This is a genomic window from Mesorhizobium hawassense (assembly GCF_003289945.1).
GTDB lineage: Bacteria > Pseudomonadota > Alphaproteobacteria > Rhizobiales > Rhizobiaceae > Mesorhizobium > Mesorhizobium hawassense.
This window is the reverse complement of the sequence record NZ_QMBP01000004.1, coordinates 184,894-199,224: the sequence shown is the minus strand read 5'-3', so window position 1 is coordinate 199,224 and position 14,331 is coordinate 184,894. Positions and strand designations below refer to the sequence as shown.

The window sequence follows — 14,331 nt, the reverse complement described above, 5'->3', positions numbered from 1 at the left end:
TCGTCGCTAACTTTGATGCTCAGGGCATGCAAACGCGGCTGACGGGGAGAGGCTCACATGAAAAGCTTCGTCTATAACGGCCAGCCGGCGCGCGTCGTCTTCGGATCGGGCACGATTGCGAGGCTGCCGGAAGAGATCGAGCGGCTGGGGCTGAAGCGCGTGCTCGTGCTTGCAACGCCGCCGCAGGAGGCCAAGGCCCGGCGTCTTGCCGGATCGCTCGGTGGCATGGCGGCCGGCGTCTATGCCAGGGCGGTGATGCATACCCCGGTGTCCGTCACCGAGGATGCGCTGCAGGTCGTGGCGGAGCTCAAGGCCGACGGGCTGGTTGCGGTCGGTGGCGGCTCCACGACGGGGCTCGCCAAGGCGATTGCCTTGCGCACCGACCTGCCCCAGATCGTCATGCCGACGACCTATGCCGGCTCGGAAATGACGCCGATCCTCGGCGAGACGAAGGATGGCGTCAAGGTCACCCAATCGAGCCCGAGGGTGCTGCCGGAAGTGGTCATCTACGACGTCGATCTGACGATGACGCTTCCAGCTTCCCTGTCCGGAACAAGCGGCATGAACGCCATCGCCCATGCGGTCGAGGCGCTCTACGCGAGGGAGAGCAACCCCGTGATAAACTTGATGGCGGCCGAGGCCATCGGCGCGCTGGTGGAGGCGTTGCCGGTCATCACCGAGGCGCCGCATGATCGCGATGCGCGCTCCAAGGCTCTCTACGGCGCCTGGCTCTGCGGCATCTGCCTCGGCTCGGTCGGCATGGCGCTGCACCACAAGCTTTGCCACACGCTCGGCGGCAGTTTCGATCTGCCGCATGCCGAGACCCATACGGTCGTGCTGCCGCATGCGCTGGCCTATAACGCGCGCGCCGTTCCGACCGCCATGGAAACCTTGCGGGCCGTGCTGAAGACGAACGATCCGGCGCAGGCTCTCTACGATCTCGCCGGCCGGATAGGTGCCAGGCGCGCCCTGTCCGAGATAGGCATGCCGCCAGACGGGATCGACATCGCGACGGATCGCGCCCTGGCCAATCCCTATTGGAACCCGCGGGCGCTGGAGCGGGAACCGATCCGGGCCCTTATCGCCCGCGCCTATGCTGGCGAACCGCCGCGCACTTGAGAACCCGAACGTCGCTGGAGGAGTTATCGCCATGACAGGCACCGCGGACGCCGCCCGACCGAAATATCCCTATTTCGAGGAAGAGACGTCGGTCGACGCGGTCAACGCGCGCATGGGACCGGATGTCGAGCCGCGGCTGCGCGAGGTGATGAGCGTGCTGGTGAAACATCTGCATGCCGCCATCAAGGAGATCGAGCCGACGCATGAGGAGTGGCTGCAAGGCATCGCGTTTCTCACCGAGATCGGCAAGATGTGCTCCGACTGGCGGCAGGAATTCATCCTGCTTTCCGATACGCTCGGTGTTTCGATGCTGGTCGACGCGATCAATCACCGGCGTCCGAACGGCGCCACGGAAAATACCATCCTCGGCCCGTTCTATGTGCCCGAGGCGCCGCGCTACGCGCATGGCGCGAACATCTGCCTCGACGGCAAGGGCGAGCCGATGGTGGTGCGCGGGCGTGTGCTCGACACGCAAGGCAAGCCGATCGCCGGCGCGCTGATCGACGTCTGGCAGACCAATGACGACGGCTTCTACGACGTCCAGCAGAAGGACTTGCAACCCGACTGGAATCTGCGCGGGGTCTTCACCACGGACGGCAAGGGCGAATATTGGTACCGTTCGGTCAAGCCGCGCTACTATCCGATCCCCGATGATGGCCCGGTCGGAAGGATGCTCGCCGCGCTGGGGCGTCATCCGAACCGCGCGGCGCATGTGCATTACATCGTCAGTGCGCCGGGCTACGATACCGTGATCACCCACATCTTCGCGCCCGATTGCCGCTACCTTGCCGAGGACGCCGTGTTCGGCGTGAAGGATTCGCTGATCGCCGATTTCACGAAAGTCACCGATCGGGAAAAGGCGACCGAGCTCGGCTTCGAAGCTCCGTTCTGGTCCGTCGAGTGGGATTTCGTCCTGGCTCCCAAGACCGCTGGAACTTGAGGCGGCGCAGTTTTGTCCAAAATGGACAAGCGTGAACGCCGCAAGCGCAGAACGTCGCGATTCAAAGGCGGAGCTCGCCTGAACATCAGTCGGTCTGGATCCAGACCGATTTGGTTTCGAGATACTCGTGAAGATGCTCGACGCCGCCTTCGCGACCGTAGCCCGACATCTTCATGCCGCCGAAGGGCACGGCCGGGTCGATGGCGTGGTACATGTTGACCCAGACCGAGCCGGCCTTGACGCGTCGCGCCAGCTTGTGCGCGGTGCCGAGATTGGTGGTGAAGATACCCGCCGCCAGACCGTAGGGCGTGGCGTTGGCGCGCGTAACGGCCTCGTCCAGCGTGTCGAAGGGCATGGCCGAAATGACCGGGCCGAAGATTTCTTCCCGCGCGATCGTCATCTTGTCCGACACCGCGCCGAAGACGGTCGGCGCGATGAAGTTGCCGCCGTCATAGAGCTCGCCCGTCAGCCTCGAGCCGCCGGCGACCAGCTTGGCGCCTTCCTCGCTGCCGGCCTTGATGTAGCCTTCCACCTTGCCGGCCTGCCTCGCGTTGATCAACGGCCCGATTTCCGTGTCCGCCTCGATGCCGTGGCCGATGCGCAGCTTGCCGGCGAAATCGGCGACCCGGCGCACGAACTCGTCATGGATTTCGCGCGCCACGAACAGGCGCGAGCCGGCGATGCAGATCTGGCCCGAATGCACGAACACCGCCATCGCCGCGACCGGAACCGCCTTGTCGATGTCGGCGTCGCGGCAGACGATGATCGGCGACTTGCCGCCGAGCTCCAGCGAAACGCGCTTGAGATTGGTGACGCCGGCCCGCGCGATCGCCTGGCCGGTCAGCGTCGAGCCGGTGAAGACGATCTTGTTGACGTCCGGGTGCTCGGCCAGCCGCGCGCCCGCCTCGGCGCCGGTTCCGGTGACGATGTTGGCGACGCCGTCGGGCACGCCCGCCTCCTGCATCAGCTTCGCGATCAGGAGCGGCGTCAGCGATGCATCCTCCGACGGCTTCAGCACGATGGTGCAGCCGGTTGCGAGAGCCGGCGCGATCTTCCAGATCGAGGCGGCGGTGGGCGCATTCCAAGGGATGATCGCGCCGACGATACCGACCGGTTCGCGCCGGGTGAAGGTGACGATCTCGCCGGGGATCGAATTGTCGATCGCCTCGCCATGCAGCGCGGTCGCCATGCCGCCATAGAAGCGCAGCATGCCGATGACCCGGCGCCGGTTGGCCAGCGTGCGCGTGATCGGCAGCCCCATGTCGAGCGTATCGGAGACGCAGAGCTCTTCCCAATGCTGCTCGAACAGATCGGCGATCCTCAGCAGCAGGCACTGCCGCTCGTAGGGCGAGAATTTCGACCAGGGGCCTTCGAAGGCTGCTCGCGCCGCGGCCACTGCCATGTCGACATCGGCGGCCGAACCGCGCGGCACGGTCGCCAGCACTTCGCCGGTCGCCGGGTTCAGCGCCTGCATCTCGTGGCCAGATTGCGCGGCAACCCACTTGCCGCCGATGAACATCGGCCGGAATTCGCCATGGTAGAGCGTCGTGGCCTTCGCCCTCGGGTCGAAGTTCAGCGTCATCGTCTCCTCCTCACGAATTCCGACGCGACTATTACTCCCGGTGCGGGCGACCTCAAACAAGGAAAGCTAAAAGGGCGTTCAGATAATCGGACTGTGCAACGCGCGCGTCTTCCCCGATGGTTCCGGCAACGGAGGAAGAGATATGAGACTGGCTGGCAAGGTCGCCATCATCACCGGTGGCGGGTCGGGGTTTGGCGAAGGCATCGTCAAGAAAATCGTCGAGGAAGGCGCGTCGGTCGTGCTGATGGACCGTGACGAAGCCGCTGCCGCCCGCGTCGCTGGTGAAGCCGGCTATAAGGTGCGGCCGACCACCGGCGATGTCTCGACACTGGAGGGCTTTGTCGCGGCGGCCGACCTTGCGCGCTCGGCCTTCGGCGGGCTCGACATCCTGGTCAACAATGCCGGCGTCGCGCAGCCGCCGTTGCCGCTGGAGACGATGGACGAAGGCCTGTTCGACCGCATCGCCAACGTCAACATGCGCTCGATCTACAACGGCGCCCTCGCCGTGGTGTCGCATTTCAAATCCATCAAAGCGGGCGCCATCCTGAATGTCGACCGGCGGCGTCTCGCCGCGTCCGAACCTGACCTGGTACAACGGCCGCGCCGCCCTGTTCGGCGCGGTGGCGGGACAGGGCGGTGTCGAGCGGATGCTGGATATTCTGCTCGACGAGATCGCGACCGGCCTCAAGCTTTCCGGGATGCCGGGTTTTCAGCAGGTCGGTCCGGATCTGGTCGCTCCGCCGGGCTAGCGGACGCCGGCGCAAGTCCATCGTGCCGGTACCGTTTTGCAAGCCGCGAGGTTGCGCGGGCGCTGGCCGGCGGCTATGCCGGATCGAGATTTTCCCAATGAAAGGCAACCGATGAAGGTCGTTTCCACCTCCAAATCGCATGGCGGCATCCAGGGCGTCTATTCGCACGCTTCCGAGGCTTGCGCCTGCGACATGACCTTTGCCGTCTTCGTGCCGCCGCAGGCCAAGGACGGGCCGCCGCCGGTCCTGTGGTATCTGTCCGGTCTCACCTGCACGCATGCGAACGTCATGGACAAGGGCGAGTACCGGCGCCTGGCGTCCGAGCTCGGGCTCGTGATCGTATGTCCCGACACCAGCCCGCGTGGACCTGACGTTCCCGATGAAAAGGACAATTGGCAGTTCGGCTGCGGCGCCGGTTTCTATCTCGATGCGACCGAGCAGCCCTATGCGCAGAACTATCGCATGTACTCCTACATCACCGAGGAATTGCCGGCGCTGGTTGCCGCGAACTTCCCGGTCGACATGTCACGCCAGGCCATCTTCGGGCATTCGATGGGCGGGCACGGCGCGCTGACGATCGCGCTGAAGGACCCAGAGCGGTTCAAGAGTTGCTCGGCTTTCGCGCCGATCGTGCAGCCGTCGACGGCCGGCTGGTCGCGTCCGGCTTTCGAGAAGTATCTCGGAGCGGACGAAAAGGGCTGGCGCGCCTATGACACGACGCTGCTGGTCGAGGACGGCAAGCGCTTCCCGGAATTGCTCGTCGACCAGGGCACCGCGGACGGCTTCCTGCAGGATGGCCTTCGCCCGTGGTTGCTCGAAGAGGCCTGCAAGAAGGCGGGCATCGCGCTGACGCTGCGCATGCAGGACGGCTACGACCATTCCTACAATTTCATCTCGACCTTCATGGACGACCATCTGAAGTGGCACGCCGCGCGCCTTGGGTGATTTAAGGCGCGAGGATACGGGCCACGTGATCGGCGATCGCCTGGCTTGAGGTCAGGCCGGGGCTTTCGATGCCGAACAGATTGATCAGCCCGCCGATGCCGTGCGTCTCTGCATCCTGGATCACGAAATCGCTGTTGACCTCGCCCGGACCTGACAGCTTCGGCCGGATGCCGCTATAGGCCGCTTGCAGGCTGCCATCGGCCAGATCGGGCCAGTATTTGCGGATTTCAGTATAGAAGCGCGCGCCGCGCGCCGGATCGACGCGATAGTCCAGCGTCTCGGTCCATTCGACATCCGGTCCGAAACGGGCGGTGCCGGCAAGGTCGAGGGTCAGATGGACGCCGAGCCCGCCAGGCTCGGGCACGGGATAGACGAGATGTGAAAAGGGCGCGCGGCCGGCTACCGAGAAGTAATTGCCCTTGGCGTAGCGGAGCGTCGGCAGGAATTGCCGGCCGAACCCTTCGAGCGAGCCTGCCAAGGCGACAGCGCCCAGGCCTGCCGCGTTGACGAGGCGCGATGCGGCGATCTCGAAGTCTTCGCCGCTCGCGATGTCCATCGTCCGCAGCACGATCCGGCCCGCCTCGATGCGGCCCGAGACGATGCGGGTGTTGAGCGAGAGCATTGCGCCGTTTTCCTCGGCATCGCCGAGAAGGGCAAGCATCAGTGCATGGCTGTCGATGATGCCGGTCGAGGGCGAGAGCAGCGCCGCCGTGCAATGCAGCGCTGGCTCCAACGATTTCGCTTCCACAGCGGAGAGGAAGCGCAGATCCTCGACGCCGCATGCTGCGGCGTTGGCGCGAATGGTGGCGAGCACCGACTCCTGCGTCGCATCGGTCGCGACGATCAGCTTGCCTGAGCGGCGGTGCGGTATCGAATGCTCGGCGCAGTAGCGGTAGAGCATGTCGCGTCCCGTTACGCACAGCCGCGACTTGAGCGAGCCCCGCGGGTAATAGAGGCCGGCATGGATGACCTCGGAATTGCGCGAACTGGTTTCGGTGCCGATGGCGTCCGCCGCTTCGAGGATCAGCGTTTCGAGACCCCGCGCGGACAATGCCCGCGCGATCGCCAGACCGACCACGCCGGCGCCCGCGATGATGCAATCGACCTGTTCCATGTGCTCGTCCTGCTACCCGTCTTGCACATCGCTGCCGCGCCGCGCTGTTGGCGCTATCGATCCCGGCTTTGCGGCCCTTGCGGTCAGCCTGCGCGATGAGGCATCAAGCGCGCCACAATGCAAGGCGGAATTTTGAGGACTTCTCAATGAGGAGGCAGTCCTGTTTCCGCCTTGGACGCCTGCAGACAGGAGCCACCACGATGGACGCCAGACCGAATTCCCCCGAAGCCCGCGACATCCGCTATCACATGCATGCCTACACCAACGCCCGCAAGCATCAGGAAACGGGCCCGCTGGTGATCGAAAAGGGCGATGGCGTCTATGTCGAGGACATCGCCGGCAACCGCTACATCGAGGCGATGGCGGGCCTGTGGAGCGTTGCCGTCGGCTTCTCGGAAAAGCGGCTGGTGGAGGCGGCGACAAGACAGATGTCGAAGTTGCCCTTCTATCACGACTTCGGCTCCAAGGCGCATGCGCCGCTGATCGACCTGGCCGAGAAACTGGTGCAGATGGCGCCGGTGCCGATGAGCAAGGCCTATTTCACCAATTCCGGCTCCGAGGCCAACGATACCGCGATCAAGATGATCTGGTACCGTTCGAATGCGCTCGGACGGCCGGCGCGCAAGAAGATCATCAGCCGCAAGCGCGGCTATCACGGCGTCACCATCGCCTCGGCCAGCCTGACCGGCCTGCCCAACAATCATCTCTCCTTCGATTTGCCGATCGCCAACATCCTGCACACCTCGACGCCGCATCACTGGCGCGAGGCCCAGCCCGGCGAGAGCGAGGAGCAGTTCTCGGCGCGGCTGGCCGACGATCTGGAAAAGCTCATCCTTGCCGAGGGACCTGAAACGATCGCGGCCTTTATCGGCGAGCCGATCATGGGCGCCGGCGGCGTCGTCGTTCCGCCGGCCGGCTATTGGGAAAAGATCCAGGCGGTGCTGTCGAAATACGGCATCCTGCTGGTGGCCGACGAGGTGATTTGCGGTTTTGGCAGGACCGGCGAGATGTTCGGCTCGCAGACCTTTGGCATGAAGCCCGACATCATGGTGCTGTCGAAGCAAATCTCCTCCTCCTACCTGCCGATTTCGGCGCTGCTGATCAACGATCGCGTGTTCGAGCCGATCGCCGACGAGAGCGATCGTATCGGTACCTTCGGCCATGGCTTCACCGGCGGCGGCCATCCGGTCGCCGCGGCCGTCGCGCTGGAGAACATCAAGCTGATCGAGGAGCGCGATCTCGTCGGCAATGCGCGCACGGTCGGCGCGCACCTGCAGGCAAGGCTCCGCAAGCTCGCCTCGCACCCGCTGGTGGGCGAGGTGCGCGGCGTCGGTCTCATCGCGGCGGTCGAGCTTGTCGCCGACAAGGCAAGCAAGGCGCCCTGGGGCAAGCCGGCTGCGCTCGGGGCGCTGGTCAATGGTTTCCTGCAGCAGAACGGCGTCATCTCGCGCAACATGGGCGACGCCATCGCCTTCTGCCCGCCGCTGATCATCACCGAGGCGCAGATCGATACGCTGGTCGATGCGTTCGAGCGCTCGCTCGACGCGGCGCTGCCGCAGGTCCATCCGCAGGGCTGATCGGCCCGGGCAGACCGGGCTTCCATCGCCGCTGAAACGACTTAGCTCAGTGCCAATCGCGCGCATGGCTGAGATGCGCGTCGGTCAGGCCGTTGCGGAAGAAGCGCTGATAGTAGCCGACATCGACATGGTGCACCTGCAGCCAGATGCCCGGCACGTGGATTGCGTCGCAATGCGCCGGGAAGCGGCCGTGCGTCTGGTAGATGTAGGTGCAGATGTCGCGCACGCAGTCGATGACGTCCTGTGTGTAGACCGCCGCCTCGCTGAGGTAGCGATGGCCGTAGTCGCTCTTGTAGATTTCGGCGAACAGTTTTTCGTCCGAGAACAGGCCGTTCTTGCCGAATTTTTCCTCGACCACTTCGGCGACGGCATCGGCCATACTGTCGTAGTAAGGCGGCGACATGCCCTTGATCAGGTGCTCGCCCTTGAAGCGCAGGCCGATCGGATTGCTGCGCAGGTTGGAGTATTTCGGCAGCGGAACCTGCCAGCGCAGAATATCCATCAACCGCCAGCGCGGCACCTCGACATCGAAGCCGAGCATGGGACCATAGGTCTTCGAAAATTTCGGGTCGCCGACGAGGACCGGCGGGCTGATCGAGCCGTGAATCCAGGCGCCTAGGCCCATGGCGTCGGCGACGAGGAAAAGGTTCTGCACCAGAAGGTCCGCCTCGATCTGCGTGCGCAGCGAGCCGATAGCGCCGAGCGGGATCTTCAAGTCCTTGTTGAGAAAGCCCTTCTTCACCCAGCGCTTGACACCGGCCGAACGATAGAAGTTGCGGTCGTCGACGATGTTGGGCCGCGCGCCGTCCGGCTGGGTGAGCAGATACATCATGCCGTTGATGTACTGGCGCGAGAGGTCGACGACGGGCAGCAGGATGGTCGTGCCCGGCAGGTTCGACAGGAAGCGGTTGGAATCGAGATAGGCGGGAAAGTCGCGCTTGCCTTCGGCGACGTCGAGTCGCCGGTCCAGAATCTTCACCTTGGCCTCCCGCGCGCGCTCGATCAGCCGCTCGGGTGTGAAGGCGGTGTTGCCGTCAGCGGGCGGCGGCAGCTTGCGCAGGAAATAGGTGCCTGAGTCGTTGATCAGGAAGAAATGCGTGCCTTGCGCATTGTCGGGACTGCCTGCGGTGCGGCCGGCCATGGTCAGGTTGGGCTTGGCCATGATCGGCTTTTTTGTCGCCGGGTCCTCGAAGGGCCGGTCGGGCATGGTCAGCCCGGTGCAGCCGGTCATGGCGATCAGCACGGCTTCCTCGAGTTCCGAAAGCGGCTCGCGCGGCTCTTCCGACACGTAGCTCATGCTGCCGGCCAGCACCGAACTGCCTTGGCTGACGCGATGTGTGCGGCGGCGGAAGATCGTCTCGACCAGCGGCCGCTTCAGAAGTTGATCGAGCCCCGACGCGATGCTGCCGTTTGCGGCCCGTGCCGGCTTGAGCGGCGCGGTCATGGCTTTGCTCCCGCCGTCGCCGGGTTGGTCGATGCCGGCACGATCGGCCGCCAGGGCGCGAATGCGCTCTGCGTCCTCGGCAGCACCGAAGCGAGGTCCGGGCAATGGCGCAGGATCAGACTGGTCATGCCGTTGCTGGCGATCCAGTCGATGCCGAAGGGCGAATAGATTTCGGGCCGATAGTCGACGGTGAGGAAGCGGTCGCTCTGCAGGCGCCGCGACGCCATCAGGATGAAGATGCGGAAGGCGGTGTCGCTGAAGCCGAAGCCCGCCGGCGCCGGCTCGGAGAGCAGGCCGACGACGGTGTCTATTCTGTCGACGTCGCCATAGAGTTCCTTGAGCAGCCGCGCATCCTCGGGGCTGGTCGTAACCTCCTCGAAACTCCGGATACGCGGGCGATGCAGGCCGGCGCTAAAATCATTGTAGCGCGGCACGCCACGCCGCCTGGTGCGCACGATATCGACGACCGAGAGGTCGATGATCTCATTGTCGCGCTGCAGCTTGAGCAGCGATTTCGGGAAGTTGTGCAGCGCGATCGCGCCGGGATGCGCGATGCCGAAGGAATAGAGCGTGTTGCGCAGGCCAAAGTTGCGCATGATGTCGTCGGCGCCAGCGCCCTGGATGTCGAGGAAACCTTTTTCCGCGATCTTCTCGCCCGACCTGTGGTGATAGAAACAATAGTCGTCCGGCAGCAGCGGGTGCATGCGATAGACGGTGGTGAAATCCTCGGTCAGCGAATAGGGCGCGGCATGATGGTCCGGCATCGTCTTCGGGATGCCGACGGAAGCGTGCTCGTCGAGCAGCCACAGGCCGAATTTGGTCACCCAGTCATTGGCGGGCGGGCCGTTCCAGTTGCTCGACAAGCCGACCTCGATCGCGCGCGTGGCGAGGATCGCCGGCGTCCATTCGACCGTGTGGATCTTGGCGATGAGCGCCGACACGATAAGCCGCGCCGTCTGGTAGATGCGCTCGTCGTCCCAGTTGCGGTAGCGCAGCCGCAACTCGTCGCAGAGCAGATTGTGCTCGCGCGCGAACAGCGTATGCATGGCGCTCAGGCCCAGCCACCAGCTCTCATTGAAGCCGGTAACCTCGAAGCCGTGGATGTCGACCGGCAGATGGTTGTCGACCAGCCTGATCTTGGCGCCCTCGCGCAGCATGTTGGCCTTGGCGCTGGTCGGGCCGTAGACCTCCGAGCCGTCCCACCAATGCGAGGCGGCATTGCCGAAATAGATCGGCGGCTGGCCGGGGCCACGATCGAGCGCCTGGTTGCCGGCAATGCGCATCACGTCTTCAGGCTTGCCGCCGACGGCGTTGGTCCACTTCATGCCGGGCGGCAGCGGCACGACGACGTCGTCCTTGCCGAGCGGATTGCGCGCGTGGTTCACCCAGTCATGCACCTGGAACTGGATCCAGGCGGCGGCGAGGATGTTGAGCGAGCGCGCTGGGATGAAGGTCTCGCGATGCAAAACCTTCCGCGCCACCTCGACGGCGTTCGGCGTGTCGAACAGATCGGGCTTGTAAGACGGCGTCAGGTTGCGGCCGAAGGTGGCGCCGACGGCGCCCATCTTGGGCATCGACAGGTCATTGTAGCTGCCGTCATAGGTGCGCGTCTGGCGCACTTCTTCCGCGATCGGCGCCTGCGGTTCCGGCCGCGCCCGCGGCGGCTCCTCGACGACTTCGGTGCCGATCAGGTTCTGCTGCCGCAGCACGTAGCGAAAGGCGTCGAGATTGAGCAGGCTGAGGCGCAGCGGCAGCTTGTGCCATTCGATGCGGCGGTTGATCACCATGAAAGCCTGGCGCGCGATGCCGCTCAGCAGGCGATTGCGCAGTGGGGCCTCGGTGCGCCAGCGATAGGCGAGGCGGTGCGCGGCGCTTGCGTCGTAGACGACCTTGCGCGCCCGGTTGAGATTGCCCAGCGGCCTGAATTCATCCGTCGTGTTCCAGGGATTGAAAGCGAGCTCGTCGATCACCCGCGTGTTGGTGAAGGCTTCGGAGGTGCCGGCCGACGGCTGGGTGATGGTGAGTTCCGCCACCCTGATCGGCGGCGAGACGGTTTCCGTCCATTCGACCGCCGTATCCTCGATCGGCGTCGAGCGCTCGTCGATGAAAGGCTGGACGCACAGCTCGAAGCGGACATCGCCGGCAGCCAGCCGGGCGGCGAACTCGTTCGCCAGATAGCTTGCATCCGTCGTTGCCGGGTCGGGCGCGGGCGCCGCGCTCGGCACGGGCCGCACCAGGTAGCGCACCGCTTTTGTTTCGCCCCAGCGGATGGCGCCACGGCTCCAGAAAGTCTCCAGAGCGACACTGCGCACCTTGTGGCTGCGGCCGGCCGAGACGTTTTTCAGCATGCGGACGACTTCCGCCGGACCGAAGCGGAAGGCGAGGCCGACGAGGCCGACGATCTTGCCGATCGTGCCGCCGGCGGTGGCCTTGGCGAAGGCGACGAACTGCCTTGCGTCGCGGGCGTGCGAGACCGGAAAGTTGGTGGCCAAGAGGTCGTGCTGCTCCTTGTCCGAAACTTTTACGCGCAGGGCGACGCCGCGCAGGTCGGGCTTGTAGTCTGCCTGGCCCGAACCGTTCGCGTTGGAGAAGCGCACGATCGCCGGATAGGATTTTCCCGGCTGGGCGAAGCCGGCGCAAAGCTCGGCGGGAAGATCGTCGTTGAAGCGCAGCGTCGCGTCGATCGAGGCGAAGATCGGCTTGGCGTGGAAGGCGCGCTGGATGCCGGCCACCTTGGCGCGCTGCTTCGTCTTCAGCTGGACATGCATCATGTCCTGCGCCAGCTTCTCGAACAGCAGCCGTTCCTGCTCGCCCGAGCCTTGCGGTATCTCGCGCCAATTCGTCGTGGCTTGCCTCTCTGGTTGCGTCAACAAGGCTGCCTCCCTGGTTTCTTTTGTTTCACGCAATTGCGGACGAAACCGCCACGCACGTTCCTGGAATTGCTTCAGTCCCCGCGAATTCGCTTTTCGATCATCTCGCCAAGGCCCGCGACGAGGCCCTCTGGCGAGGGGCTGTAATGCGGCAGCGCCAGCCGTGTGATGTGGGCGTCGATGACGGCCGGTTTGCCAAGCGCCAGCGCTTCGTCGAGCGCGGCTTCGAATTCTTCCAGCGTCTCGACGCGGTAGCCTCTGGCGCCACAGGCCTGGGCGAAGCCGACATAGTCGGGGTTGTCGAAATCGACCAGGCCGTATTCTTGGTAGGACTGCAGCTGGTAGAGCTTGATCAGCTGGAACTCGTTGTTGTTGAAGACGATCCAGATCACCGGGATGTCGTATTGGACGGCGGTGAGCAGTTCGAAGCCGGAGAGCAGATAGCAGCCGTCGCCGCAGCCGACGATGACCGGGCGCTCGGGGTGGGCGAGCTTGACGCCGAGCGCGCCGTTGACGCTGCCGGCCATCGGGCCGAAGCCGCCGGGTTTGCGGAAATTCTGGCCGGGCGCGATCTGCAGGTAATAGCCGAGCCAGGCGAGATGCGCGCCGGCATCGGCTAGCACGATGGCGTTGTCCGGCAGGCGCTTCGACAGCGCCTGCGCCATCTGTCCGGGATGGATCTTGCCGGTGAGATGAAGGACGTGCTCGTCGCTGTAGTCGGTTGCCTCGCGGTCCGGCGGCAGGCTCGGCTCGAGCATCTCCGACATCTTCGCAAGCAGCGCGCCGACCGCGAGCCTGGCGTCGCCGATGATGGCGCCGTCGGCCTTGTAGACCTTGTCGATCTCGTTGATGTCGATGTTGATGTGGACGAGCTTGCGCTCCGCGAACAGATCGTCGCGAAAACCGAAGGTGGCGTGCTGGGCGAAGGAATTGCCGACGGCCAGGATCAGGTCGGCATCGAGAAAAGCCTTCCAGGCGGCGCTGTGGCCGCTGTCGCAGAACACGCCGACGCACAAAGGATGGCGCTCGGCGATGATGCCCTTGCCGTCGAGCGTGGTGGCGAAGGGAATCTGGTAGCGCTCGACGAGTTGCTTCAGCTCGTGATGAGCGCCGCTCTTGACCGCGCCGAAGCCGATCAGGGCCAGGACCTTCTTGCCCTTCTCCAGCGCCTCCACCAGCATTTCGGCGACATCCCGCACCCGTGCCGGATCCGGCAGGACAGGTTTCACCTGGAGATCGATCGGGCGGAAATTGTCGACCGAGACATCGTGCTCGGTGAGGTCTTCCGGCACATGGATATGGACGGGGCCCGGCCTGCCTTCGAAGGCGATGTTGACGGCTTCTTCGAGCACGTCGCAGGTCTTCGCCGCATCGGTGAGCAGGAAGGATTTCTTCGTCGTCGCGTCGAACATCTTTTGCGAGTCCGGCGTGCGGCTGACGCCTGACGTCTCGTTCAGCGCGCCCTTACCGGTCCATTTGCGCGAGGCGAAGCCGGAGATCGCGAGCACCGGGTAGGAGTCCGACATGGCGACCGCCAGTCCGGAGAACAGGTTGAAGGCGCCGGGGCCGGCGGTAGCGAAGCAGACACCGAGTTGGCTTGAAAACATGGCGTATCCGCAAGCCATGAAGGATGCCGCCTGCTCATGCCGGGTGATCACCGGCCGGATCGACTTGGAGTGCTTCAACGCCAGCATCAGCCCGGCCGCATTTTCGCCCGCGCCGCCAAATGCGGCGCCGACGCCAATGCCTTCCAGGCCCTTCACGATCGCCTCGTAGACCCGCATCGGAAATGCCCCCGGAGCCCTTGCGGCCGGCAACGGAAATAGCTCCGATGTCGATGCGGCGGCAAAGGCGACAAGTATTCGCAGATGAGCCCAATACAGAGGGGGAATTTGTGCTGTCCGACAGAGGTTGACTGTGAAGCAGCTAACACTCGCAGCAGATTGAAGCCGATTTCTCCTGAGATGAGTCAAGTAATCCTTCTACTGGAG

The 14,331-nt window shown here is 64.6% G+C and carries 10 protein-coding genes and 1 pseudogene; 6 read left to right on the top strand and 5 right to left on the bottom strand.

Annotation, left to right across the window (positions count from 1 at the left end; translation table 11 throughout):
• Positions 1-57 precede the first annotated feature (57 nt).
• Together DPM33_RS11095 and DPM33_RS11090 are read left to right on the top strand one after the other, a co-directional pair.
• Positions 58-1,119: a maleylacetate reductase gene (locus DPM33_RS11095; RefSeq protein ID WP_112097472.1), complete on the top strand. Its 1,062-nt coding sequence runs from the start codon at positions 58-60 to the stop codon at positions 1,117-1,119.
• Between the two features lie 31 nt (positions 1,120-1,150).
• The gene (locus DPM33_RS11090; protein ID WP_112097471.1) at positions 1,151-2,059 is read left to right on the top strand and encodes an intradiol ring-cleavage dioxygenase; all 909 of its coding nucleotides are present in this window, start codon (positions 1,151-1,153) and stop codon (positions 2,057-2,059) included.
• A gap of 85 nt (positions 2,060-2,144) precedes the next feature.
• Here the strand turns inward: DPM33_RS11090 and DPM33_RS11085 are convergent, their stop codons facing one another.
• Positions 2,145-3,641, bottom strand: a complete 1,497-nt coding sequence (locus DPM33_RS11085; RefSeq protein ID WP_112097470.1) for an aldehyde dehydrogenase family protein — start codon at positions 3,639-3,641, stop codon at positions 2,145-2,147.
• Positions 3,642-3,783: 142 nt separating this feature from the next.
• Here DPM33_RS11085 and DPM33_RS36915 point away from each other — a divergent pair.
• The 3 genes and pseudogenes from DPM33_RS36915 to fghA form a co-directional block, all read left to right on the top strand.
• A pseudogene (locus DPM33_RS36915) lies at positions 3,784-4,134 on the top strand (SDR family NAD(P)-dependent oxidoreductase); the annotation flags it as partial.
• A gap of 55 nt (positions 4,135-4,189) precedes the next feature.
• Positions 4,190-4,390, top strand: a complete 201-nt coding sequence (locus DPM33_RS36910; RefSeq protein ID WP_167449021.1) for an alpha-hydroxy-acid oxidizing protein — start codon at positions 4,190-4,192, stop codon at positions 4,388-4,390.
• Between the two features lie 111 nt (positions 4,391-4,501).
• Complete coding sequence (gene fghA, locus DPM33_RS11075) at positions 4,502-5,335, top strand: S-formylglutathione hydrolase (RefSeq protein WP_112097469.1); 834 nt, start codon at positions 4,502-4,504, stop codon at positions 5,333-5,335.
• A gap of 1 nt (position 5,336) precedes the next feature.
• On the opposite strand, the gene DPM33_RS11070 is transcribed toward fghA, so the two are convergent.
• A complete protein-coding gene (locus DPM33_RS11070; protein WP_112097468.1) occupies positions 5,337-6,449 on the bottom strand; it encodes an NAD(P)/FAD-dependent oxidoreductase in 1,113 nt (370 codons plus the stop codon).
• 200 nt (positions 6,450-6,649) lie between these two features.
• Between DPM33_RS11070 and DPM33_RS11065 the strand changes: the two genes are divergently transcribed.
• On the top strand, positions 6,650-8,026 hold the full coding sequence (locus DPM33_RS11065) for an aspartate aminotransferase family protein (RefSeq protein ID WP_112097467.1): 1,377 nt from the start codon (positions 6,650-6,652) through the stop codon (positions 8,024-8,026).
• A 46-nt stretch (positions 8,027-8,072) separates the two neighbouring features.
• Here DPM33_RS11065 and DPM33_RS36155 read toward each other — a convergent pair whose 3' ends face one another.
• The 3 genes from DPM33_RS36155 to DPM33_RS11050 form a co-directional block, all read right to left on the bottom strand.
• A complete protein-coding gene (locus tag DPM33_RS36155) occupies positions 8,073-9,470 on the bottom strand; it encodes a hypothetical protein (protein ID WP_167449020.1) in 1,398 nt (465 codons plus the stop codon).
• On the bottom strand, positions 9,467-12,343 hold the full coding sequence (locus DPM33_RS11055) for a peroxidase family protein (protein ID WP_245442073.1): 2,877 nt from the start codon (positions 12,341-12,343) through the stop codon (positions 9,467-9,469). The genes DPM33_RS36155 and DPM33_RS11055 overlap by 4 nt, the downstream gene beginning before the upstream one ends.
• Before the next feature lie 71 nt (positions 12,344-12,414).
• Positions 12,415-14,124, bottom strand: coding sequence for a thiamine pyrophosphate-binding protein (locus DPM33_RS11050; protein ID WP_112097466.1), 1,710 nt, complete (start codon positions 14,122-14,124; stop codon positions 12,415-12,417).
• Positions 14,125-14,331 lie beyond the last annotated feature (207 nt).

Bases quoted from the DNA above. Each gene is read 5' to 3' on its own strand.
- DPM33_RS11095 (WP_112097472.1), top strand. From the start codon at position 58: ATGAAAAGCTTCGTCTATAACGGCCAGCCGGCGCGCGTCGTCTTCGGA.
- DPM33_RS11090 (WP_112097471.1), top strand. From the start codon at position 1,151: ATGACAGGCACCGCGGACGCCGCCCGACCGAAATATCCCTATTTCGAG.
- DPM33_RS11085 (WP_112097470.1), bottom strand. From the start codon at position 3,641: ATGACGCTGAACTTCGACCCGAGGGCGAAGGCCACGACGCTCTACCAT.
- DPM33_RS36910 (WP_167449021.1), top strand. From the start codon at position 4,190: ATGTCGACCGGCGGCGTCTCGCCGCGTCCGAACCTGACCTGGTACAAC.
- fghA (WP_112097469.1), top strand. From the start codon at position 4,502: ATGAAGGTCGTTTCCACCTCCAAATCGCATGGCGGCATCCAGGGCGTC.
- DPM33_RS11070 (WP_112097468.1), bottom strand. From the start codon at position 6,449: ATGGAACAGGTCGATTGCATCATCGCGGGCGCCGGCGTGGTCGGTCTG.
- DPM33_RS11065 (WP_112097467.1), top strand. From the start codon at position 6,650: ATGGACGCCAGACCGAATTCCCCCGAAGCCCGCGACATCCGCTATCAC.
- DPM33_RS36155 (WP_167449020.1), bottom strand. From the start codon at position 9,470: ATGACCGCGCCGCTCAAGCCGGCACGGGCCGCAAACGGCAGCATCGCG.
- DPM33_RS11050 (WP_112097466.1), bottom strand. From the start codon at position 14,124: ATGCGGGTCTACGAGGCGATCGTGAAGGGCCTGGAAGGCATTGGCGTC.